General features: G+C 40.8%; 23 protein-coding genes. 18 read left to right on the forward strand and 5 right to left on the reverse strand.

Annotation, left to right across the window (positions count from 1 at the left end; translation table 11 throughout):
- The first annotated feature begins 173 nt into the window (after positions 1-173).
- The 3 genes from J4N24_RS07060 to J4N24_RS07070 all read left to right on the forward strand — a co-directional run bounded on the left by J4N24_RS07060 (position 174) and on the right by J4N24_RS07070 (position 1931).
- The gene (locus J4N24_RS07060) at positions 174-725 is read left to right on the forward strand and encodes an RDD family protein (RefSeq protein WP_207532973.1); all 552 of its coding nucleotides are present in this window, start codon (positions 174-176) and stop codon (positions 723-725) included.
- A gap of 307 nt (positions 726-1032) precedes the next feature.
- Entirely contained in the window at positions 1033-1377 is a 345-nt protein-coding gene (locus tag J4N24_RS07065; protein WP_207532974.1) for a hypothetical protein, read from the forward strand.
- A gap of 170 nt (positions 1378-1547) precedes the next feature.
- Complete coding sequence (locus J4N24_RS07070) at positions 1548-1931, forward strand: SMI1/KNR4 family protein (protein ID WP_207532975.1); 384 nt, start codon at positions 1548-1550, stop codon at positions 1929-1931.
- Here J4N24_RS07070 and J4N24_RS25695 read toward each other — a convergent pair.
- Positions 1928-2059 (reverse strand): hypothetical protein, encoded by a 132-nt coding sequence (locus J4N24_RS25695; RefSeq protein ID WP_256439360.1) that lies wholly within the window; start codon positions 2057-2059, stop codon positions 1928-1930. The two genes, J4N24_RS07070 and J4N24_RS25695, sit on opposite strands and share 4 nt — an antisense overlap.
- A 19-nt stretch (positions 2060-2078) precedes the next feature.
- Between J4N24_RS25695 and J4N24_RS07075 the strand changes: the two genes are divergently transcribed.
- From J4N24_RS07075 to J4N24_RS07135, 14 genes are all read left to right on the forward strand, one after another.
- Positions 2079-2642, forward strand: a complete 564-nt coding sequence (locus tag J4N24_RS07075) for a hypothetical protein (protein WP_207532976.1) — start codon at positions 2079-2081, stop codon at positions 2640-2642.
- A gap of 384 nt (positions 2643-3026) precedes the next feature.
- Positions 3027-3956, forward strand: a complete 930-nt coding sequence (gene lepB / locus J4N24_RS07080; RefSeq protein ID WP_207532977.1) for a signal peptidase I — start codon at positions 3027-3029, stop codon at positions 3954-3956.
- 125 nt (positions 3957-4081) lie between these two features.
- Positions 4082-4972 carry a hypothetical protein gene (locus J4N24_RS07085; RefSeq protein WP_207532978.1) on the forward strand — a complete coding sequence of 297 codons (891 nt, stop codon included), beginning with the start codon at positions 4082-4084 and terminating at the stop codon, positions 4970-4972.
- Between the two features lie 233 nt (positions 4973-5205).
- Positions 5206-5865, forward strand: a complete 660-nt coding sequence (locus tag J4N24_RS07090) for a hypothetical protein (RefSeq protein ID WP_207532979.1) — start codon at positions 5206-5208, stop codon at positions 5863-5865.
- A gap of 27 nt (positions 5866-5892) precedes the next feature.
- The gene (locus J4N24_RS07095) at positions 5893-6375 is read left to right on the forward strand and encodes a DUF6843 domain-containing protein (RefSeq protein WP_207532980.1); all 483 of its coding nucleotides are present in this window, start codon (positions 5893-5895) and stop codon (positions 6373-6375) included.
- Between the two features lie 338 nt (positions 6376-6713).
- Positions 6714-7889: a DNA polymerase IV gene (gene dinB, locus J4N24_RS07100; protein ID WP_207532981.1), complete on the forward strand. Its 1176-nt coding sequence runs from the start codon at positions 6714-6716 to the stop codon at positions 7887-7889.
- Between the two features lie 20 nt (positions 7890-7909).
- Complete coding sequence (locus J4N24_RS25520; RefSeq protein ID WP_242691550.1) at positions 7910-9388, forward strand: PHP domain-containing protein; 1479 nt, start codon at positions 7910-7912, stop codon at positions 9386-9388.
- On the forward strand, positions 9271-10860 hold the full coding sequence (locus tag J4N24_RS25525; RefSeq protein WP_242691551.1) for a helix-hairpin-helix domain-containing protein: 1590 nt from the start codon (positions 9271-9273) through the stop codon (positions 10858-10860). Before J4N24_RS25520 ends, J4N24_RS25525 begins: the two co-directional genes overlap by 118 nt.
- 42 nt (positions 10861-10902) lie before the next feature.
- Positions 10903-11394 (forward strand): hypothetical protein, encoded by a 492-nt coding sequence (locus J4N24_RS07110; protein ID WP_207532982.1) that lies wholly within the window; start codon positions 10903-10905, stop codon positions 11392-11394.
- Positions 11395-11400: 6 nt separating this feature from the next.
- Positions 11401-12222, forward strand: coding sequence for an SOS response-associated peptidase (locus J4N24_RS07115; RefSeq protein ID WP_207532983.1), 822 nt, complete (start codon positions 11401-11403; stop codon positions 12220-12222).
- A 531-nt stretch (positions 12223-12753) separates the two neighbouring features.
- Positions 12754-13599 (forward strand): DUF72 domain-containing protein, encoded by an 846-nt coding sequence (locus J4N24_RS07120; RefSeq protein WP_207532984.1) that lies wholly within the window; start codon positions 12754-12756, stop codon positions 13597-13599.
- 150 nt (positions 13600-13749) lie between these two features.
- The gene (locus tag J4N24_RS07125; protein ID WP_207532985.1) at positions 13750-14166 is read left to right on the forward strand and encodes a hypothetical protein; all 417 of its coding nucleotides are present in this window, start codon (positions 13750-13752) and stop codon (positions 14164-14166) included.
- A 375-nt stretch (positions 14167-14541) separates the two neighbouring features.
- Positions 14542-15210, forward strand: a complete 669-nt coding sequence (locus J4N24_RS07130; RefSeq protein ID WP_207532986.1) for a hypothetical protein — start codon at positions 14542-14544, stop codon at positions 15208-15210.
- Between the two features lie 316 nt (positions 15211-15526).
- Positions 15527-15967, forward strand: a complete 441-nt coding sequence (locus J4N24_RS07135) for a hypothetical protein (RefSeq protein WP_207532987.1) — start codon at positions 15527-15529, stop codon at positions 15965-15967.
- Positions 15968-16373: 406 nt separating this feature from the next.
- On the opposite strand, the gene J4N24_RS07140 is transcribed toward J4N24_RS07135, so the two are convergent.
- Positions 16374-17333, reverse strand: a complete 960-nt coding sequence (locus J4N24_RS07140) for a bifunctional helix-turn-helix transcriptional regulator/GNAT family N-acetyltransferase (protein ID WP_207532988.1) — start codon at positions 17331-17333, stop codon at positions 16374-16376.
- 191 nt (positions 17334-17524) lie between these two features.
- Here J4N24_RS07140 and J4N24_RS07145 point away from each other — a divergent pair, with 191 nt between their 5' ends.
- Positions 17525-17911: a VOC family protein gene (locus J4N24_RS07145; RefSeq protein ID WP_207532989.1), complete on the forward strand. Its 387-nt coding sequence runs from the start codon at positions 17525-17527 to the stop codon at positions 17909-17911.
- Positions 17912-17976: 65 nt separating this feature from the next.
- Here J4N24_RS07145 and J4N24_RS07150 read toward each other — a convergent pair whose 3' ends face one another.
- The 3 genes from J4N24_RS07150 to J4N24_RS07160 all read right to left on the reverse strand — a co-directional run bounded on the left by J4N24_RS07150 (position 17977) and on the right by J4N24_RS07160 (position 22605).
- The gene (locus J4N24_RS07150) at positions 17977-19269 is read right to left on the reverse strand and encodes an esterase-like activity of phytase family protein (RefSeq protein ID WP_207532990.1); all 1293 of its coding nucleotides are present in this window, start codon (positions 19267-19269) and stop codon (positions 17977-17979) included.
- Positions 19270-19604: 335 nt separating this feature from the next.
- Positions 19605-21761: a ribonuclease R gene (rnr, locus tag J4N24_RS07155; protein ID WP_207532991.1), complete on the reverse strand. Its 2157-nt coding sequence runs from the start codon at positions 21759-21761 to the stop codon at positions 19605-19607.
- Positions 21762-21894: 133 nt separating this feature from the next.
- Positions 21895-22605 carry a 3'-5' exonuclease gene (locus tag J4N24_RS07160; protein ID WP_207532992.1) on the reverse strand — a complete coding sequence of 237 codons (711 nt, stop codon included), beginning with the start codon at positions 22603-22605 and terminating at the stop codon, positions 21895-21897.
- Positions 22606-22613: the final 8 nt, after the last annotated feature.

Below are 22613 nucleotides of genomic sequence, written 5' to 3' on the forward strand. Positions count from 1 at the left end.
AAAATCAGGAAGAGCAACACTGTCGCTTTCAAAGGACTGAATTGTAGGTTTTTAGATATCGAAAATGCCGCATTTAGCAGAAATAATTAGCTCTATTATATTAAAAGGTAGAATTGTACCTTTTAAATAATCAGGTGAACAACTTATATTAGTGCAGTGAATATAACCTTATCATGGAAGAAGAATACGAATACAAGCCACAATCTAGCATAACAGATTTCCCTTCAAATAAATATCACATTGGAAGACGTAGAGTCTTAGCTACCCTACTAGATTCCATGATGCTTCTCGCCCCTTTAGTCGCTATTACAGCAAATGCGGCCCACTTTGAAAACTTCACTGTTTTTACAATTGTTGCGTTAATCTATCCTTGGTTTCAAATCTCATATTTTGTATTCTCACACTATAGATCTGGTCAAACATTTGCGAAGGCTACCTTGAATATTAGACTAGTAGACATTTCAGAATCAGGAGGAATCACACTTAAACAAGCGTTATTACGAGAATGTGTTTGGATTGCCATCGAAGTCTTTGCATTAATGGCTTATTTAATAAGGACAATAAACTCGGCTAGTGAATTGCCGTGGCTTGATATGATTGAAAGTGTAGGTTCTTCATTTGCAACTATTTGGTTTATACTCGAAGTAGTTACGGTTTTGACAAATAAGAACCGAAGATCAATCGGTGATTACATAGCAGGAACGATTGTGATTAGAACAGAATGATTCAAATTGCGACAATTGCAAGGAGGGGGTAGTAGATCGTTTACTACCTGTCGATATATTAAAAGGTAAAGTCTTAAGTAATCTTATATTTTCATCAATCACTCATTGTGGATATATATATTCTTCTGGGAATCTTTTTTTTTTTGGATTAGCCCTCCTCTCTATAGCCGCAATATTTATAATATGGACAATTGAAACTGTTAGAAAGAGAAAATTCCCTTTACTTGCTTTTCAGGTTTCAATAGTGGTAGCAATTGCAGGCACTTTCGTTTATGGCTCGTATTCCACCGAGCGAGAGATTACAATCTTGGAAAGCTCATTAGGGCTAAAGCTTCCAAGTACTTATGAAGTAATTAAGTCTAGAAATGAGGGTTTTGGACCTGATTTCATGATTGAACTTGAAATAAAACTAGAGGACTCTGGTAAAGAGGATGTAATTCACCAAATTAAAGGATGGAAGAACCTCCTCAGTAGCTCAGAAATAAATCAATACATGAAAAGTCCGATCCTAAGAGGTGATAGGGATACCATGGGTTACTGGATTTATGAAAAAGGAAAGTATATTTATAAGGAGCCGTTTCTCAATTCTGAACCAGTACAGTGTGAAATAAATGCAGATGGCCTTATCTCCTTTAGGTTTGTTCACTTATAAGCACAGATAAAAGGCTTGTTATTACTAGCCATCAAATGCTGCTGTAATTTTAGAAAAGCGGTAAATGTTTACCTTTTAATGAACCTGTAAAATTCGTTTTGTTATAACCTAAAGTAATCCAATATTAGTTTTGTAACATCAAAGAACAGTTGCATTTATTTTATTGGCAAATGAATTACTCCATAATTGAAGACTGGAAAAGGGAAGGAATAGTATTAAATGGGCCGGTAAACATCGATGAAATGGCGGATTGCGAACGGTTCCTTGACTTCAACTTTCCAAGGGACTTCAAGCAGTTTTACCTTCTTTGTAGTGGATTTGCTGAAGCAGTGATGGATTCGAAAATGCTGACCCTCTGGCCAATTATAAAAATCCAATGGGAGAACTGGGACCAGGCTTTTATTTCAGTAGCTGATTATAATGTAGGAAGTACGAATATAGGCTATATAAAAGGCAAGGAGGGTATTTATAGGGATTATGATGAAAAGAAGATTTGTGACAGTTTTGATGAGTTTTTAGAGCACTGGCAAAAAGAAACGTTCGTGTATATTTAAAATACCCGTACTGTTTGCAGGATGCGGTCAATCAAAGAACGTACGCCGTTTGTCGCGGAATTTTCTGCCGGTATCCTGCCTGTCCTGAATAAGAGAAAAGTTCCCTTGAAATCTCGCCTTTTATTCATTACAATTGTGTCATCACACATGAGGCCTGTCACAATAAGATACTGCACAACTATAAAAGATCCTTCTATAAGTAGAAGGCAGATCCTGGTAGGTATACAAGAGCTATTAGCAAGTAAAAAGCTTAAAATTGTTCATACAAGTGAAAGTGAGATAATCTACAAAGGAACCTCGCGCAGGTTTGTATCGAACCTTGACATATCGAGAAGCGTTGACAAAGGCGTATTTTATCTGGATGAAGCAGATTCAGGAGTGACTCTGGAATATCGAATATATATAAACAGCCTCATTTACTTCGGTATTATATCAGCGGTTTGGGCTGGGCTAGCAGCCTGGGCAGCAGGTCCTGCGCTACTGTTTCTCATCTTGGGTTTCGGACTAAATTTGGCAATAACTTATTCACTACATGAAGACTTATTTCAAGAGATACTCGAGAAATTCAAACTACCTAAAGACGAAATAAGCAACGTTAAGGAATTCGAAGCTGGTTCGAAAAGGGTTAAGCAGGAAGCGGCGAAAATAACGTTAGCAGCACTTTTTTTCCTCTTAGTTATAATAGGGGTAATCGTTCTACTGCCTTTTTAGTTACCCATTACCCTAGAATTAAACTCTATCTGCGAAATTAATTCCAAGTGATGCTTTTCTGGACCTTTACTTAATCATTGTTGCATCAAACCTTCGGTTGTTTTTTAGACACAATGCTTGCCTAAGAGGTAGAAGTCAAGAAAAAATATAAGCTCATATATTTTTTCTTGTTGCATTTATCCTTTCTCTCCTCTAAATTTGATCATGCCTTTTCGCAATACCTTACCTTCCCAGGCTCGCCCTAAAGCCTTCGAACAGTAAATCCAGATTAGGTTAGAGTTTAGATTTTTACAGAAACAGCTTTGGATTATGAAAGCAAGGTTATCCTATTTCTATAATCCACGAATTTGATTCTGTCATTAGTGGAAGACAATCGTAAATAATATGCAAGAGAATTCGGAGAGCGTAATTTTAGAAGAACAGCTACAGGAACAACATGAAGGTAAGCGAAGAAAGCCCTGGATTGCATTTCTGCTATCGCTGATTACGCCTGGATTGGGCCAGGTTTATAATGGGCAAATAAAGAAAGGTGCGCTATTTTTAGGATTACTGTTTATACCCCTTTTGCTTGCCTCAATGATTAACCTCGTCCATACTTTCAATGGTTTCGTTGTATTGGCTGTTATCGAACTGTCCTTGCGACTCTATATCATTGTTGACAGTATCAAAGTTGCAAAGCAGCAGGACGACTTTGTTCCTCGAAGTTATAACAGATGGTATTACCATCTTGTATTCGCTATAGCTGTTTTAACCATTTTGCAGCTATTTCCCGCACACTCCATCCTTCGAGTTCACAGTTTTAAAATATCCACGGACTCTAATATACCGGTTTTGGAAACAAATGATATGGCCGTGGCTGATATGACAGCCTACCGGAACCGAAAGCCAGAGTATGGTGAGCTTGTTGCTTTTAATTCGCCTCAGGGCGGAGTATGTACATTCCGGGTTGTTGGACTTCCGGGTGATAAGATATACTATGATGGCAGCTTCTTAAGTATCAATAATAAAAAATGTCGAGTTGAGGATCTGGGTGAAAGACTAGTTGAGGGATGGCCTCTGAAGCAATATATTGAAGAGCTACCTAACGGATTTAAGCATCAGATTTTCCTATATAATGGCGATGACAGAGGTAAAAGGGAAACGAGGAGTTTAACTGTTCCTCCACATTCATATTACTTAATGGGAGATAGCAGGGACAATGCTCTGGACAGCCGGTTCATTGGGCCAATTGCGGCTCCAGATATTTTAGGTCGGTTTTTATACACCTACTGGGGTAGAAGCTTTGACCGGATAAATGTTGATCTTACTAAGTGATCTTTTGTATTGAGTTTTTAAGACCATGGTTAGCCTTGCTCCATTTTAAATACAACTTGAAGGTGTAATAGAAGCATTACCGAGAGTGCAAGGAATTATTTTACAAACAATTACATAACAATACATTGAGTTACGACCTATACTTTTATAAGAAAAAAGGCGCAAGCCTCACTGAGTCTGATATTTCTGAATATCTAAACGAAAATCTCGTTTCTACAAGCGAAAGCGATACACAATGGTTTGTAGAAGATGAAGACACGGAAGTATATTTTTCTTTTGATCTAAATGAACCCTTCGCAGAAACTGAAGATATTGCATTCTTTGATAGCTTTCCAGAATTTAGCAATACGAACTTCACATTTAAGCTCAACTATCTTAGGCCAGATTTCTTCGGTAAACCTTCGTTTGAATTCGTCGAAAGGTTCGTGAAAGACCTTGACCTTTTTGTTTTAAATCCTCAATCTACTGAAGATGATGAACATCCGGCAAAGCCACGGGAAAACGAGTTATATGAAAATTGGTCAGCAATTAACGCAAGGAATTCGCTAGATTATTTCCAAGAATATGATTTGGAATATTATCCTTTGGAGAAGTCAAATGATTTTTACGATTACAATTATAATCGGTTTCGACTTCAGGAACAGTTGGGGGAGGCTTATTACGTTCCAAAGTTGTATCTTTTAAAGATGAAAACTGATGGCAAGATAATTACCGTTAGCTTTTGGTCAGAACATTTACCAGTTGTATTTCCACCCTCAGACTATTTTCTGATTACTAAAAAATACAGGCGATTATTTCGCGAGGTAGAAGAAAGCGGACTGATCAGTTCAGCGACATTTTACCAAAGGTTCGGAAGCTTTATCAGCGACTTTAATTTTAAGGGCTGCAAAATCCTACATCCGGATCAGGCGGAGAAAGCCAGCGACGTTTTTAATTCAACAAAAATTGAAATTCCAGCGGATGCTGTAGAAAGAGTTCAAATTGACAGATTAGTAAATATAAAGCCAGGTTTATAAAATGAGCTGAGATATCGTCAGAATCTTACTTCGGTAGCGGATCATAATATAAGAAGTACCAATATAGGGTATATAAAAGGCAAAGAGGGTATTTACAGGGACTATGATGAAAAGAAGATTTATGACAGCTTTGATAAGTTTTTAGAGCACTGGCAAAAGGAAACCCTCGTATATATCTAACTAAACGTTCGCTATTTAAATAGGGAATAGACACAGAAAGCAATAATCAATAAATGAGATTCTGGAATATGATCAAACGTAAGCAGCAGGAGGATCAATCACACCAATATTCAGTAACGAAAAAAGAGAGCGATTCTCCGTATAGTAACTCGTATGTAGACAATGGGATACCGGCACTGGAGGATGATATTATAGATCTTATTTATCAAAAGGACCTGAATAAAGATGTTGTTAATCAGTTCCTGCATTTCGGGGACGATTCAGATTGTGGTGGTTCTGGATGGTTTTTAAAGGAGGACTTAAATTTTCCTGGACCCTTTTATACAGCGGATTCGGATACTTGTGGTACAGGAATAATAGAAGCTCCGAACAACGTGATCTTTGACGAGCACTACAGGGAGTTTGTCATGATTCAACCAAGAAATAGACTTGAATTACTCCAGGTTTGGAATGCTGCTGCTGTTGAGGTTTTCGGCTCCTATTACTGTGACGGTAATAATTATTGGACGGTCGAATCTGTAAGAGAGTGGTGGTCAAATCGAGAAGATCTACTGGAGTTTTTAAAATATGATGATTTGATCAAGGCCAATTGCAACCAGGAAAAAAGGTATAAGTATTACCTGGAGCACTTCGCTGAAATTGATTTGAGGAAATACTGCTTCTTTTTAGAAAATGGATTCTATCCGAAGGATCAAAAACTTCCTCATTTATAGAGAATGATAATTTACAATATAAAGAAGATGAAGCGGACTGGGAATATTCTTGTGGTTGCCTTATCCGTTCTTTTCTCTGGCTGTAACCGGGTTAAGGTCACCAAAGAAATAATTCTGATACCACAAAATTTCCAGGGACATATCCTTGTTATCTACCACCAAAAAAATGGTGTGGAGGACAGCATAGTGAACAGGTCAATCATTTATAAAATCCCTGCCGACGGGGTATTGCTGGTAAAGGGGGAAATGTATTCCACCAATTTGATGTTGAATGAATATTATTATTACGACCTCAAAACGATGAAGAAAGAGCAACTGTGTAGTAATTTCAATACAAAAACGAAAAATTGTATTGCAAAAGTTTATAACCACGTAGCCGGACAATACCAGGAGAAGTTGGACTCCGAGCTTTTCGATTATTCTAACATAGTAGTTGGAACGGAAGTCGTAAAACAAGAGTTTGATCCGGAACGAATTCCTCTTCTTGTCAAAAGGAAGACATTGAAGTGAAGCAAGGAACAACTAACAGAAACTAACCTAAAGCACGAAGCAATATAGTCGGTACATTTTAAGGAATTCTCTCTATTCTGCGCCAATCCCAGAAAGGTGAGAAGTGAAAGGAGAAAGGTTAATTGAACGCATTTAGTGAACCCCTATAAGGTTTTACAGCGTTAAGGCAGTAATTTTTACAGTACTCATTTATCTTACTAATGCTCATATTTTTAGTATTACTAATACCTGAACTCTAAAAATCTTCGCAATTCATTTTAAAATACTAAAAATTTTAGCATACATTTGCTTTATCATTTAAGGGGCAGTCGCCGCCGGTATTGTATAAAGCAAAGAGTATGGAAAAAGTAAATAGATCAATAGTGCATTTCGACCTTGACACTTTTTTCGTTTCCGTTGAGGTTCTGAAAGATTCTGGGTTGAAAGGAAAACCTGTTGCCGTGGGTGGCGAGGGGGATCGGGGGGTGGTGGCTTCCTGTTCGTATGAAGCCAGGAAGTTTGGAGTGCGAAGTGGAATGTCTATGAAGCTGGCTCGTGCGCTTTGTCCTCAAATGATTACTCGTCGCGGAGATTTTGATTCTTATTCCCGCAAATCAGAGGAGATAACTGCCATCATCCGTGAGAAGGTTCCGGTGGTGGAAAAGGCTTCGATCGACGAGCATTACCTGGACCTCACGGGTTTCGACAAGTTCTTTGGCTGTTATAAATACACCATGGAGCTGCGGGACAGGATTCTCAAGGAGTCGGGACTGCCAATTTCCTTTGGTTTGTCGATCAATAAATTAGTAAGTAAAGTTGCCACCGGCGTGGGAAAACCCCTTGGAAAGATCCAGGTGGAAACCGGCATGGAGCGCAGTTTCTTCTCCCCCTTGCCTGTAAAAAAGATACCGGGAGTAGGACAGGAGACTTCCAAACAACTGGCTGTAATGGGTATCAGTCGCATCAAAGACGTATACCAGCTAAACCCTGAGCTTCTGCAAGCAACGTTTGGAAAGAACGGTCTGGTGCTCTGGAATAGGGCAAACGCAGTAGATGACAGTCCCGTTGTAGAATACAGCGAACAGAAATCGATGAGTCACGAGGAAACCTTTGGCGTTGATACCACCAGCATGGAAGACCTTCGAACCTCTATTCTTAATATGGTTACCAAGCTTGCATTTGATCTTCGCGATCAGGGGAAACTGACCACCTGTGTTACCGTTAAGATCCGATATTCGGATTTTGAGACCTTTACCAAGCAGGGAAGGATTAAGGCTACCGCAATAGATGATGAACTGGCGGAAAAAGCCTGGGAGCTTTTTACCGGTCTTTACGAGCGTAGGATGCTGGTTCGTCTTATTGGAGTTAAATTTAGTTACCTGGTTTCGGCAGGGTATCAGATCGATCTTTTTTCTGACAGCACTACCCAGATCGATCTTTATAATGCGATGGATACTATCCGTAAAAGATTTGGATCTGACTCGATTTTAAAGGCCCGAGCGTTACAGGCTCCGGTGCGTATTTTTGCTCGTTGAACAGGTAGGAGGGTCCGGGTATGCTGCTTAATGTTCATAGTAATTACAGTCTTCAATATGGCACTATTGGAATTGCTGAGCTGGTGAATCATCTTATTTTAAATGGGTATGAAAGTGCTGTTCTAACAGACATCAATAATACCAGCGCTGCGCTTGATTTTATTCGTGAGTGTCAGGCGAAGAACTTCCACGGCTTGGCCGGGGCGGAGTTCAGGAACGAGGATGAACTCCTCTTCATTGCCATCGCTAAGAACAATGCCGGTTTCCGGGAGATCAATGAATACCTTACCAAATACAACGTAGCAAAGGAAGCCTTTCCTGCGGTAGCGCCTGCCTGGGAGCATGTGTTTGTCGTATATCCTTTCAGAGTGGATGCCACGAACTTGCGGGAGAATGAATACATCGGGATAAGGCCCCGCGAGTTGAATAAACTTTACGCCAGAAGCCGGGCCTTTATCGACAGGCTGGTTATCCTTAGTCCCGTTACCTTTCTGAAGTCCGAGGATTTTGAGTTGCATTGCCAGTTGAGTGCTATCAGACATAATGCTTTACTTTCTCAGTTGAAGGATACTCAGAAGGCCAGACCTGAAGAATTACTTGAGCCCATTGATTCTATCATCACTCAATATAAGGCGTATCCAAAAATAATCATTAATACCTTTGGCTTACTGGAACGCTGCCGCTTCGACTTCGACTTCGAGAGCTGTAAGAACAAGAGGACCTTTACTCAGAGTCGTTATACGGATCGTTTACTGCTGGAGAAGTATGCTGTGGAAGGTTGTTACCAGCGCTATGGCAAGGGGAATAGGCAGGCGATAGACCGGGTAAGGAAGGAACTGGAGGTGATTGATAAACTTGGTTTCTCTGCCTACTTTCTGATCACCCATGATGTGGTGAGTTATTCGTTGCGCAGGGGCTTTTACCATGTGGGACGAGGCTCGGGTGCGAATAGTATTGTTGCCTATTGTTTGCGCATTACGGATGTTTGTCCCCTGGAACTCGACTTATACTTTGAGCGGTTCCTGAATCCGAAAAGAAAAGCTCCGCCCGACTTTGATCTCGACTTCTCCTGGAAGGAACGGGATGAGATCTTCGACTATATCTTCAAACGTTACGATCCCGCCCATACGGCTTTGATTGGTGCCATGACCACCTTTCAGGATCGCAGTATCATCCGCGAACTGGGTAAGGTATATGGATTGCCGAAACGGGAGATCGACCTGATGATTGAAGCACCTGCAACCATCTCCAACGATAATAGGATCGCTAGAAAGATCTTGAGCTCCTTTGAGCGTATCAGTGATTTCCCGCACAACCGTACGATACATGCGGGGGAATTCTCATATCTGAACTTCCTTTATCGGAATATACGGCGATGGATATGCCTCCGAAGGGATTGCTCACTACTCAGTTTGATATGTATACCGCAGAGGCTATCGGCTTTGAAAAGTTGGATGTGCTGTCGCAAAGGGGAATTGGTCATATCGGCGAAGCGGTAGAGATCATCAAACAGAATACAGGTCGTGTATTAGACATTCATAACATTCCGGCTATTAAGCAGGATTTGAAGGTGGCGCAGCAGCTAAAGAGTGGTGATAGCATTGGCTGCTTTTATATTGAGTCGCCGGCCATGCGCGGCATTCTCAAGAAACTGCAATGCAGCGACTACATTACGCTGGTTGCCGCCTCCAGTATTATTCGTCCTGGTGTAGGATCCAGCGGCATGATGGACGAGTATATCCGGCGCTTCCATAAGCCTGAGGACGTGCACTATGCGCATCCGGTGCTGAAGGAACAGTTGAGCGAGACCTTTGGCGTGATGATCTACCAGGAGGATGTGTTGAAGGTGGCTCACCATTATGCCGGTCTTGACCTTGCAGAGGCGGATGTGTTAAGGCGTTTAATGTCTGGGAAGAACCGTGGAGCGCATCACTTGAAAGACATTGAGAATAAGTTTTTCTCGAAGAGTAAGGAGCTTGGGCGACCGGAAGAGGTGACTAATGAATTATGGCGGCAGATTTCCAGCTTCGCCGGTTATTCTTTCTCTAAGGCCCATTCCGCAAGTTATGCGGTAGAGAGCTATCAGAGCCTTTACCTGAAAGCCTGCTATCCGAATGAATTTATGGTGGCGGTGCTAAATAATGAAGGAGGCTTCTACTCGCGCTGGCTCTATGTCGCTGAGGCCCGGAAATCGGGAGCAAGGGTGCATTTGCCTTGTGTGAATAACAGTCAGCTACTTACCTGCATAAAGGGTATGGATATTTACCTGGGCTTGAACATGATTCAGAAGCTGGAGAGTAAGGTGATCGATTTGCTCCTGACGAACCGCCAGGAGCAGGGACAATATGAAAGTCTGGACGACCTGGTTGAGCGTACGGGGCTGAGCCTGGAGCAGGTAGTTATACTTATCCGTTCTGGAGCCATGAAGTTTACTGGAAAGAATAAAAAGACCTTAATGTGGCTGGCGAATGTCCTTTTCGAAAAGCGGAACAGGCTTAAAAATAAGGTACAGCACGACCGGCCTCTGCTACGGCAGGCAAGCAAAGAGATTAGCATTCCAGCCTTTCCGGTCTTCGACGAAGAGGATTTCTTTGACGAAATGGAATTCCTGCATTTCTCTGTTTCTTTGTCGCCTTTCCATATGCTTAAAACATCCTACCGAGGAGATGTAGAAGCACGTGAGCTAATGAGGTATATTGGCCAAACAGTCAAGCTGGTAGGCCTGTATGTAACTATGAAACCTACAAGAACAAAAAAGGGCGAAACGATGGCCTTTGGAACTTTCCTGGATGCTCAGGGATCATTTTTTGACACCGTTCACTTTCCCAATTGTTTAAAGCAGTATCCCTTTGAGAAGTCGGGCTTGTACCTGATCCTGGGGAAGGTAACGGAGAGTTTCGGCTTTCCAACGATCACCGTAGAAAAGATGGCGAAGTTGCCGATACGGCCTGATCCTCGTTTTACGGATTAGGCTTGTAGGAACACAATAATTTTGATTAATTAGAAAGCTGAAATGAGCCTCTTATTCTATAATCCTTTTATGCCCGTTACTGAGGGATTATTGCAGCACATGTTGCGTGGAGGGAAGCATTACTGGGTAGTGCAACGTTTTTCCTGGCCTGGGCTTAAACCCGGAACCGCGTTTATGGCCAGTGAATATGCGGATAAGATGGAGGCTGAAAACCATGCGATACAATTGGATCGGGGCGAAGGCAAGTTAATGGATTTAAGTAACGAGGAAGCTCTTACAAAGCTTCTAGATCTCATCAAACCTGGATCTGGTTACAAGGTGTTTTATAACAGCACGATCGATAAGAAGAACGAGAAGAAGCTGCATAAGACTTACGTGAAAAAGGTAGGTCAATATATCCAGTCCATTGGCATGAAAAAGGATGAAGGTACAGGCTACGACGTATTTATACGCGTTGTTAATGGTAGGGTAATGGGAATCATTACCTCGGGCGAAAGGACTAATGAAGCACTGTTTTATAAAATGATTAGTTAGAATGTTATGTGTCGAGATATTTCCTTCCATTCAGAGATCCAGGTGATTACCGAGACCTTCCCTGAGATTAAGCTATCCGGGATCAGTCAGGCTTCGAAAGATGCGTGGGCTCATGTAAGCTGCGAGGCATTACCCGAGTATCCGATAGTGGCTCCGAAGAATGACGAGCTCTTTCTCACTCCTATGAGCTGGGGTGTAATTCCTGCTTATGAGAAAGATCCAAAGATGCGGGAGATCAGGAGGAGGAATATGGTGAACGCACAGAGCGAGCGGATTCTGGAGGATAAGAAATCGTACTGGTACCGCTTACGAAAGAACCGGTGTCTGATTCCGGCAACCGGTGTTTACGAGCACCGAAAAGCTGCAGGATTTAAAAATAAGATACCTTATCTGGTGAAACCGGAAGGCCGAAATGGGTTCTACCTTCCTGCGCTATATCAAGTAAGCGAAGAAGTTAATCAGAGCACGGGAGAAGTGTTTAATGTGGCTTCCTTTACCATGATCACCCGCAAAGCCAATGAGCTAATGGAGTGGATACACAACGACGGCGACAACAAGCACCGTATGCCTTTATTCCTAGCACCGGAACTAGAGAAAGCCTGGCTGGATCCTGCATTATCAGATGATGACATTCGTGCTATTTTCCAGTATCGTATCGCCTCTGATGAATTGTACCATCATCCTGTTTTTACTATCCGTGGACCTAAAGCCTTCCGGGAGGATAACAAGACTAAGGATGAGTTTTATGACTGGGGTGAGAAGCTGCCGATGTTTGGGAAAGAAAATGGCGGAGATGCCGGTGCCGGGCAGCAGGGGAGTTTGTTTTAGAAACTGAAGTAGTGTTTTTTACTATACATCTTCTTAAGGAATTTTTTTAATATGCAGCATAGATGATTGTCCGCGGATTGTTATTCGTTTATTCTTTCTTTAGTTTTATTGTAGCAATTGCTTACTTAGGGCAACTAGTAGCAAAGGTTTGGAATCCTCATATGAAGAACCTTAACGGAAAAGAATTTTTGACTGTCGGGTTCTTAGTCGCAATTTTCGTCGGTTTAAATGTTTTCCTACTTAAGAAGTTTTGGAATAGGGAATAGATACTCTCAGGTTGATGAAGTATTTTAAGACTAACGTCTTAGTTTGTAATCTTACTAAAAATATTTTCAAAATCGCCGGCTTCCAAAAGCTGATCCACACGATAGATATCAGGAAGTGTTGATTTAGAAGTTTCTTCATTTATCCGAATATAAGCAAGTTAAACTTTTCATCTGTACTTCTAACAAACTCATCTGGGTAGCACTCAATTCTTGTAGATTCTGCTAATTTTACTTATCTGTCCATTAAATTAATGATCGCACTTAGATGGAATTTGGAGTAGTACCAAACGAGCAACTGGAACAAATTGAATATAAGTACCCGGGAGGTTCTCTTGAATTTCTTTCGGGAGAGGAGAACTCCGCTTTCAAATTCTATCTTGGCACATCCCGCTGGGGTGCCAAAGACTGGTGCGGTATCCTTTATCCGGAGAAAACGAAGACAGCGGGCTTTCTTGATGAATATGTTAAACAATTTAGTTTCGTTGAGTTTAATTCCTCTTTTTATGGTACTCCTAAAATTGATCTAGTGAAGAACTGGGCTTCTAAAGCCGAAGGCAGGGATTTCAAGTTCAATCCGAAGTTCAGCAGGATCATCACGCATGTCAAACGCCTTCAGAACGCAGAAAATGAAACGGATTCTTTTATAAATGCTGTTTCTTATTTCGGCGAAAACCTTGGAACGTCCTTTATGCAGCTTCCAGAAAATTATAGTCCAACGCATAAGGATGCGCTAATCGAGTATCTGAAGAACTCTATTCCTAGGGATCTCAAAGTAGCCGTCGAGCTGAGACAAGCAGAGTGGTTTGCTGATCCGCTTCTTTGGAAGGATACTTTGCAAGCCTTTGCCGATCTTGGTGTTGGTGCTGTGATTTCGGATACTTCCGGTAGGAGAGATGCTTGTCACATGTCTCTTTCAACAAATGAAGCTCTTGTGCGTTTTAACTGCAATGCTGCTCATCCGACGGATCGATTAAGGATGGAGGCTTGGAGAGAAAGAATTATTAATTGGAAGGGACGAGGTATTAAAAAGGTGTACTTTGCTTTGCATCAGGATGAGAATTTTCCTGCAGTCTTAAAAATTGCCAAAGATGTATTTGCACAATTTTTATAACCGTTTGCTACAGGTGCTATCCATGCAATGTCAATTCAGGTGACGATGTTAGAAAATATAAAGGGAAAATCTGGTAGGCTAAAGTTTAAGAAAACAACATTCCTTATATCCTTCTTTACATTCTCTTTATCTGCCTCGGCATTGCAACAAATGGCAGATATAGAAATGAGAGCCAGTGTTTTGAAAAAAGGAATACGGGACAGTGTATTTATTTTCGACCGATCAACACGCGATTATCATGATGAGATTCAAATCAAGTATCTGGGTACTCTTCACTCAAGAGATGGCCGAATATTTAAAATAATGTCTTATTGCTGGATATGGGGGCTATCACAGAGGGCAACCAATAGACTATTGATTTATAATAGTAGAAACAAATATTTAGGAAACTATAAGCTGGGTATGAAAAATGAGCTGCCAACAAGAATTGAAAAGAATGTGCTTCTTTTTGATGTAAGCGAAAAGCCAGAGTCTCAACCTTTACGAACGCGAATAAGTTTTATGAACGGGCTTCCTGAAAAAATAATGATTAAAAACGGAGATTTATATCGATTTGAAGGAGAATAAAGGAATAGGAGTGAAGGATAAAAATCGGGAGGAGTTGCTGTGGTAAGATGATAATAGTAACAATGCAGAATGTACTGTTAAACATGGTGGAGTAACAGTCAGATTTTGACACAATGGTTAAGAGTTGGCTTGATTCTATTTTAAAATTACAGCAGGACGCGTGCATAACCTTTTGATCTGCTTCGGTCCGTAGTGTAAAAAATTAGGTTTAGAAGCAGAAACCTTTGACTAGCCTTATACCTATTGGCCAAGCTCAATATTGATCAGAAAAAAAGAGTGTTTAAACGGGTATGGGACGAATAAGTGTTCATAGAAATAGATATATTAGGACCTTCGTCTATAATAAATTGTACTAAGCTTAAACCATAACTAGATTTGAAATATATCATATTAACCATTTTACCGGTAGTTCTGCTTTTTACTTCCTGTTCAAGACCACCCGAACATGCGGTGACATCTAATTCAAAATTTGAAACCCTCCGTATGCCTTCAGATAGTACAACTTTATATTTCAGAACCAAATCGGAAACTGACGAAAAGACAAGTGATGCTTTAGATACGTTCAGGAATCAATGGTATTCAGAAATGCTTTTCTCCTTGAAAGAACCGGTGTTATATAACTATAAAGGCGACAAAGAAATATACCGTTTTACGTGGCTCCGCACCTTCCATCATCCAGTAGCTGTTAGATTAGAGAAGGAGGGAGAGGAGATCAAACTGTTTTTAAAAGTTTGCGATGGCGCTGGTGGCTATAAGCCTGGAACATTGTTAAATGATAAATGCTTGGCGATCACTGTTGATAGTTTTTCTAAATTAAAGAAAAAGATAGATAAAGCTGACTTTTGGAAACAACCGACACTAAGTGAAGAAAGGTTGGGTACTGACGGGTCGGAATGGATAATAGAAGGAATTAAAGACAATAATTACCACTTGGTAAGGCGATGGACCCCTGTTAAAGAGGAGGTAAGTGGCTTCAGAGCTATCGGAGAATATTTAATCGAACTTTCAGAGTTAGGTGAAAAAGAAACAGAAAAATTCTATTGAGATCTCATCAGTCTTAATACTATTATTGATGGCACTTCATTGGAACATCCAGAATCGACCCCATCGATCAACATTACAGAAAAATGGTAATTCCAAAAGATCATCGAAAGGGAACCACCGGAATTTATATGAGAGATTTACATCGCTCAGGAGAATCTGGAAATGGGTCTTTAGCCTTATCGATGGTCACAAGTAACTTATCAAAGCAACAACAGGAATTGGCCGTTGAAATATTTGAAACGAGCAGAATCAAAAACGTAAAAAAGTAATGGGCAAGTAGAACTCCCTATTAAAGTATTGTAAATTACAGTAAACAATGAGATGGAATTCCGTCCTAGTAATATTTGCCATTTTATTCCTTAACATCTGCGGCATTAACGCTTGTTCTGCCCAAGTGGGGCTTTTTGTTGATAAAGATTATCGAATAGCGGATTTCCAGGATAGTATTTTTAGATATCTTATCCTTCAGAAGCAATTTTCCGATAAAACGAAGGATATGACTTTGATGAATTATAAGGATAGATTCTTCATTCGAAAACGAATTGAAATTTACTTGGATGGAGCTCAGGGAAGCCTTTTGCTAATTAGGTTCGGTGCTAATGCTGATCACTCGGATCATTTTTGGGGACTGTTAGGGAAGGAGTGTAATTACTTCTTCTATAATTTCAGTGATCCTGGTTGGTTATTGTTTAGAAAAACATATCCCTCTACTATAATCGATCCGATTGAGTTTTACTGTAAAAATCAGGACCATTAGCTTTTGAAAAAAGTTTCAATGTATGATAGGTGAGAGCTTGTTATTTTAAGGCTTTTAGTTTGTAATCCTACTAAAAATGCTTTGAAAGTCTCCAGAGTGCAAAAGGTTATTTATAACCTTTTCAACGCTTTCCCGATCAAGGCTTTCAATTAAAATCATGTCACCTGCCCCAAAATATTTGCCACTCAAACACCCTCCACTCTCCTTGTTTTTTCTGATAAGTGGATGAGAATTTTCCCGCAGTCTTAAAAATTGCCAAAGAGGTATTCGCAGAGCTACTCTAACGCCCTTTTCCTATTTTTAGGGTGTGGAGGGGACTGAGCGATGAAAGGTGCGAAACGAATTATGAAAATAAAAGTGCAGGTAATCCTTGCAATTAACCCTGCACTAATTTGAGGTTCTGCGATCAGGAATTCAACAAGTTCAGTTCCATTTGGATATTTGCCCTGGCGTAAGGTGTTTCCCTTCCTACGACTTTTTTGAACCCTAATTTATGATAGAGGTTGATGGCTGGCTTTAGTATGGTGTTGCTCTCCAGGTACAATTTGGTTGCGCCTAATTCTTTAGCGGCATTGATCACTGCCTGACCTAATAACCAGCCTATTTTTTTGCCTTGAGCTGCAGGAGACACAGCCATTTTGGCGAGCTCGTAATCATAATCCGGGTCATTCATTTTCATCAAACTGCATACACCTACTGCCTGTCCATTGTAGAGCGCCACGAAGATCTTCCCACCATTATCCAAAATATACGATCTTGGGTTTTCTAAAGCTTTCCGGTCAGGCTCTTCGATCACGAAATACTTCTTTATCCATTCCTCATTTAATTCTTTAAATGCCACCTGATATTTATCCTCATAATCAACGATTTGAACCTCTTTACTTTCTCTCAGTTTTCGTTGTTCCTGAACCCGCTGAAACAGGTTCTTTTGGTCGAGCAGGTATTCCCATTCTGCAAGTGCTTCCCATAGATTGTGCCTCGCTTCTGATATGATATCCTCTACTGCGGCTTCTACATCTATCAATTGCTGATTCAGCTTTTTTGATATGGATTTCCCTTTAAAACTCAGGGAAACAACGGTCCGGCGCTTATCATCCGCATTCATGTTTTCCTTTACTAGCCCTGCCGCAATCATTTCTTTAATGATCTTACTCACAGATGGTTGAGAGTGTCCAATTTCATTAGCTATTTCACTGATGGGTTTCTCATTTCCTTCTGACAGCAGGAAGAATACAGGGAACCATTTCGGGGTAAAATCAATCTGATACGACTGATAAACTTTTGCGGCATCGTCTGTAATTCTTGCTGTGAACATTCTTAATCGGCTTCCTAATGCAACCTTTCCCGTTCTCTCAAATATCTCCATATCTATTCTTAATTATATAACCAGTTATGCAAATTTAATAAAGCATTTTTTAAATTGCAAGGAGAAACAAAACTAGCGGAATCACCTTTCTAAACTTCAACCTTGTAATGGTAGGAATTGCCTGCAAATTGTCGCAAGCTGCACCTAAGAAAATAAAAATGAGCTGGTACATTTGAAGAAAAACAGAACTAATGAAACCTAAAAAAATATGGGCAAACCTAACGGTTAAAGACCTTGACAGAACTACCGGCTTTTATACCAAACTGGGGTTTAAATCGAACGGAGCATCCAAGAAGTTAACAAGTTTCTTTTTCGGAGAGGATGCTTTTATAATTCATTTCTTTTTGGAGGAGATCTTGAAATCTAATGTGAAAGGAGAGGTAGCTGATCTAAAATACGGCAATGAGATCATCTTTACGCTATCGGCTGATAGTAAGGAGGAAGTGGATGAATGGGAAAGGGAAGTAAAAGATGCCGGAGGAACGATAATTTCAGAACCTGAAGAATTTGGACCTGGCTATTACGGTTTTGTTTTCACTGATCCGGATGGGCACAAGTTCAATGTATTCTATATGTAATAGTGAACACCGGAGATTGCGCCAGCAAATTCTCCGGTGTATTAACTTTGGTGGGAAAAGAACTGTTATAAGCTAAGTTTAACAAAGTAGAGGCGGTTACGGTCTACTGCATTTGTTAAGGGTAGCATCTTTTGTGCGAATCCGCTAGCTCCATTATCTACCACGCCGAAATCGTCGTCGTTCGAGATCACCAGGATGTTACCAGGTAAAATTGCAAGTCCTTCTGCTTTATCGTGAGGATATACAGAAGGAAGATCTTTCAACAGGTCTAAGACTAAGGTTTTAGTTACCGGGGTAATTCCTGCTGCTGTTAGCCCTGCTGCATTATTTAATTCTTCGACCGTTTTTCCGCCATAAAGCTTTCCGTTTGTTCCATTGGCTGGGTCGGAAATATCAGTAGCTGATGAGATATCAATTTTGAAGACCTTTTTGAAGGAAGCGGGATTGGTAGCTGCTCCTCCAAAGGCTCCGTCTCTTTCTAAGGTTAAAAATGTAGTACTGTTTACAGCTACTATTTCACTAACACCTGTCAGGCTGGTGTTCTCCATTAGATAAGCATATTGTTTAGTAGCTCCTGTAGCAATATCATAAGTCAGGATGCGGAGTACTACCGAGTTTGAAACAGCTGTTCTTGAAGGGTTGTACATCGGCGACTGCATTATTCCAACCAAGGTTTTGCCATCTGGAGTGATGGTCAAGCCTTCCATTCCTCGGTTTGCCCGTCGCGTAGCAAAAACGGCCGGAATGCGACGGCCGCCTTGTCCGGTACCAAATGGATTGATACGTTCCAAAGCTTTACCTGTAGCATCAAAATGGGCCAGGTGAGGACCATATTCATCGCTTACCCAAAAAGTGCCATCAGACATCCTTACCAGCCCTTCTGAATCTATTCCGTCTGCACTCGGGGTAAGTACGGTGCCATTCAGGTCGTAAGCTGTTTCTCCGGAGGCGCCCATTCCTGCAGGGTTTGGAAGTCCGTTCAACTTGCCTCCATTTGCGTTCTTTAATTCGATCACTTGTTCAAGCACCAACTTTCCATCCTTTAATCTGAACTTCCCAATCTGTGGTGCAAATTCGGGCTTCCCAATGATAATTGAATTAGCAGCCTGGCCAGCTACATTGGAACCTCTGTCGGTTAACATATAGAACACATCTGGAGTTGAGGGATCTACCGCTACAGCTGATCCATATCCTCCATTATATACTTTTACACCATTACTTGCCGTAAATAAAATTGCAGGGTCTGCTGCCTCTGCCATGGCAGGATACTCAATGGTCCTGGTTTCGTTATTGTCTTTTTTACAGGATGTAAAGGCTATGGTTAAAGCCGCAGTAAAACTTAGTACTTGTTTATTCATTTAGAACGATAAATTAAATCAGGGCAAAGCAAGTCAGCAGATTTGAAATTATCGTTAAATTAAAATGAAGCAATAGGTGGAATCGGGACAGCAACAAAAAAATTAATAACATTTGATATGATCGCTAAAAGCTCTATATTTGCTGAACAAATAATTGTGATAAGGTTTAGGTTAGTCTGCTGTCTCATACAGCAGGCTTTTTTATTTTAAGGGCTTCTGGGTATTTCAGCAGGCATAAATGCAGAAGGTCCCGCTTTTATTACCTGACCTTTGGAGCCGGGTAATTAGCAAGACCTTCTTTAATTTATTTAAAAGTTTTTAAACGCGTTCAGGCTTTAAAAATCCCATTCGTTTTTAGCTTTATCCTGGATCAGCGTGAAATCGATCTGCCGTTTAGCCAGATCTACTTTCCTGACCATGATCTTAACTTCGTCGCCCAGCTGATACTTCTTCTTTTTGCGCTGACCGATGATGCAGTAATTTTTCTCGTCTAATACATAGAAATCGTCACTGATATCCCTTAACCGGATCATTCCTTCACACTTATTCTCAATGATCTCGACATACATACCCCATTCGGTAACACCTGAAATAATACCATCGTATTCTCTTCCAATGTTCTCTTCGAGGTATTCTGCCTGTTTGTATTTCACCGATGCTCTTTCTGCATCGGCTGCTTTCTTCTCCATCTGAGAGGCATGCAGACATAGCTTCTCATAATGTTCGGCATTTACATTCTGACCACCGTCAAGATAGTGCTGCAAAAGACGATGAGCCATCACATCGGGATACCGTCTGATCGGAGAGGTGAAGTGCGTATAAAAATCAAAAGCCAAACCGTAGTGGCTTGTTTTTTTTGTCGTATAGATCGCTTTTGCCATGGAACGGATGGCAAGGGATGTTAGCACGTTCTGTTCTTTTTTCCCTTCAACATCTTCCATCAAGTGGTTTAACGAGCGTGCAATCTCCTTATCCGATTTGGTATTGATCTTATAACCGAATTTAGAGGCAAATGCAGCGAAACTAAGCAATGTTTGTTCGTTAGGCGCATCGTGGGTACGGTAAACATAGGTAAGCTTGTTTTTGCCTTTTCCTTTTTTGGCAATAAACTCTGCTACTTTTCTGTTAGCGAGGAGCATGAAATCCTCAATTAACTTATGAGCGTCTTTCCGCTCTTTAACGTACACCCCTAAAGGCTTGCCGTTTTCGTCGAGTTTGAACTTTACCTCTGAGGTTTCAAAGCTGATTGCACCATGCTTGAACTTGCGGTCCCTCATCTTGTAAGCCAGATCATTAAGGATCAGGATCTCTTCAGCATACTCTTTTGAGTTTCCTTCGATCACTTCCTGGGCTTCCTCGTAACTGAAACGCCTGTCTGAATGAATGATCGTTCTTCCGAACCATTCGGTTATGATATTAGCTTCCTTATCTAACTCAAATACAGCAGAGAAACATAGTTTATCTTCTTTAGGGCGTAAGGAACAAACACCGTTGGAAAGTCTCTCAGGTAGCATCGGGATCACCCGGTCTACCAGGTAAACCGAAGTGCCACGGTCAAACGCCTCTTTATCCAGAGGGGAGTCTGGCAGAACATAGTGCGAAACATCCGCGATATGCACCCCAACCTCGTAATTACCATTATCCAGATATTGAAAGGAGATGGCATCATCAAAATCCTTGGCATCTACAGGGTCAATAGTAAATGTTAAGACCTGACGAAAATCCTTTCTCTTAGCGATCTCTTCTTCTGTGATCTCATCTGGAATTTGATTTGCTTCATCCTCTACTTCATCAGGAAATTGCAGTGGGAATCCATACTCGGCCAGAATAGCGTTCATCTCGGTGTTATTCTCGCCTTGTACACCTAATACCCTGGTGATAGTACCTATAGGATTTTTCGCTTCTTCTGGCCAGTCGGTTATTTTTGCAATGGCTTTTTCGCCATGTTTAGCACCGTTTAATTGTTCTAAAGGAATAAAGATATCCCTTAGCATTTTCTTATCATCCGGAATGAAGAAGGCGAAATTTTCAGAAACCTTTACCAGTCCCGTAAATTCCATCTTTGCTCTTTCCAGAATTTCAACCACTTCGCCCTCTTTACGCTTTCCTTTATTCTTGGCAAATACGTAGATCTTAACCCTGTCGCCATTCAAGGCTGTTTTAACTTTGCGTGGAGCAATATAGATGTCCTTTTCGAATTCATCCTCAGGAATGATGAAGGCTGACCCGTCACTGGTCATTGATACGACTCCGGTAAGGAAGGTCTTCAATTCCTTCAGCTGGAATTTACCCATCTCTACTTCCTTGAACAAGCCATTCTTGGTTTCATCTTTTAAAACCTCCTTAATGATATCCCGTGATTCGGCATCCTGAAGGCTTAACTTTGCTGCTACCTGTTTGTAGTTTAAAGCTTTATTTCCGTTCTTCTCAAAGATATCACTGATAAGCTGAGAAAAAACCTGTATGATATGTGCTGTTTTCTTTTTAACCATTGTTTTTAATAGAGGCTTGCGCCCACTTTAATAATACTGATGATGTGAACCGAATTCACATTTGTGGAATAACAAGAATCTTTTAAAATCGTTCTCTTTTCCATTTTGATAAATCTGTTTTGGATCATCAGCTTTACACTATTACAATATTCTCGTCTGCCATCAGGGGCAGACTTTTAAACTTTAATAATAGCTGAGCTGTAGTGATCACGTCTTTTTGACAATATGTTTTGATACGCTCTACGTCTTTTTCTTTCCAGTAAACCCAGTGCACATCGCTGCCGTTGATATCATCCTTAGGGGTAGGGATATTAAAAACTGCGGCTAGCAGATTTAAGGAGGTGTAATTTTTATAATCTCCAAACTTCCATAGGTCCATGGTGTCCAGATGATTGATCTCCCATGGCTTTTTACCGCTGATCCTAAGCTGAGACGGAATACAAAGTTCGTTGATCAGTGTGCGCCGGCACAAATACGGAAAATCAAACTCTTTACCGTTATGGGCACAAAGGGTAAAATTAGGAGGCTGCTTATCTAACAGGGAGATAAATTCAGAAAGCAGATGGCACTCGTTGTCACCAGCAAATGATTTAACGCGTAAACCTACCTGTTCATTGTGTTTGGTAAAGATTCCTACTGATATGCAAACTATCTTACCAAATTCGGCCATGATACCCGCGCGGGGATAATACTCATCTGGTGTTTCACCCTCTTTCCGGGCCGAACGGGTTTTTAACTCCCATAGTTGTTTGAAAACGTCGGGCACCTCCTCGAACGAGCTATATTGAGGTACCGTTTCGATATCCAAAACCATTACTTGCTGAAGATCTAAGTTTTCGAGCATTGGGCAAT

It is taken from the genome of Desertivirga arenae (assembly GCF_017355785.1).
In the GTDB taxonomy this organism is placed as follows: domain Bacteria; phylum Bacteroidota; class Bacteroidia; order Sphingobacteriales; family Sphingobacteriaceae; genus Desertivirga; species Desertivirga arenae.

Coding starts and splice junctions, on each gene's coding strand:
- J4N24_RS07150 (WP_207532990.1), bottom strand. CDS start 19,269: ATGAATAAACAAGTACTAAGTTTTACTGCGGCTTTAACCATAGCCTTT.
- J4N24_RS07160 (WP_207532992.1), bottom strand. CDS start 22,605: ATGCTCGAAAACTTAGATCTTCAGCAAGTAATGGTTTTGGATATCGAA.
- J4N24_RS25695 (WP_256439360.1), bottom strand. CDS start 2,059: ATGAATAAAAGGCGAGATTTCAAGGGAACTTTTCTCTTATTCAGGACA.
- J4N24_RS07145 (WP_207532989.1), top strand. CDS start 17,525: ATGAAACCTAAAAAAATATGGGCAAACCTAACGGTTAAAGACCTTGAC.
- J4N24_RS07090 (WP_207532979.1), top strand. CDS start 5,206: ATGAGATTCTGGAATATGATCAAACGTAAGCAGCAGGAGGATCAATCA.
- dinB (WP_207532981.1), top strand. CDS start 6,714: ATGGAAAAAGTAAATAGATCAATAGTGCATTTCGACCTTGACACTTTT.
- J4N24_RS07070 (WP_207532975.1), top strand. CDS start 1,548: ATGAATTACTCCATAATTGAAGACTGGAAAAGGGAAGGAATAGTATTA.
- J4N24_RS07075 (WP_207532976.1), top strand. CDS start 2,079: ATGAGGCCTGTCACAATAAGATACTGCACAACTATAAAAGATCCTTCT.
- J4N24_RS07095 (WP_207532980.1), top strand. CDS start 5,893: ATGAAGCGGACTGGGAATATTCTTGTGGTTGCCTTATCCGTTCTTTTC.
- J4N24_RS07125 (WP_207532985.1), top strand. CDS start 13,750: ATGGCAGATATAGAAATGAGAGCCAGTGTTTTGAAAAAAGGAATACGG.
- rnr (WP_207532991.1), bottom strand. CDS start 21,761: ATGGTTAAAAAGAAAACAGCACATATCATACAGGTTTTTTCTCAGCTT.
- J4N24_RS07135 (WP_207532987.1), top strand. CDS start 15,527: ATGAGATGGAATTCCGTCCTAGTAATATTTGCCATTTTATTCCTTAAC.
- J4N24_RS07060 (WP_207532973.1), top strand. CDS start 174: ATGGAAGAAGAATACGAATACAAGCCACAATCTAGCATAACAGATTTC.
- J4N24_RS25525 (WP_242691551.1), top strand. CDS start 9,271: ATGCCTCCGAAGGGATTGCTCACTACTCAGTTTGATATGTATACCGCA.
- lepB (WP_207532977.1), top strand. CDS start 3,027: ATGCAAGAGAATTCGGAGAGCGTAATTTTAGAAGAACAGCTACAGGAA.
- J4N24_RS07115 (WP_207532983.1), top strand. CDS start 11,401: ATGTGTCGAGATATTTCCTTCCATTCAGAGATCCAGGTGATTACCGAG.
- J4N24_RS07120 (WP_207532984.1), top strand. CDS start 12,754: ATGGAATTTGGAGTAGTACCAAACGAGCAACTGGAACAAATTGAATAT.
- J4N24_RS25520 (WP_242691550.1), top strand. CDS start 7,910: ATGCTGCTTAATGTTCATAGTAATTACAGTCTTCAATATGGCACTATT.
- J4N24_RS07110 (WP_207532982.1), top strand. CDS start 10,903: ATGAGCCTCTTATTCTATAATCCTTTTATGCCCGTTACTGAGGGATTA.
- J4N24_RS07140 (WP_207532988.1), bottom strand. CDS start 17,333: ATGGAGATATTTGAGAGAACGGGAAAGGTTGCATTAGGAAGCCGATTA.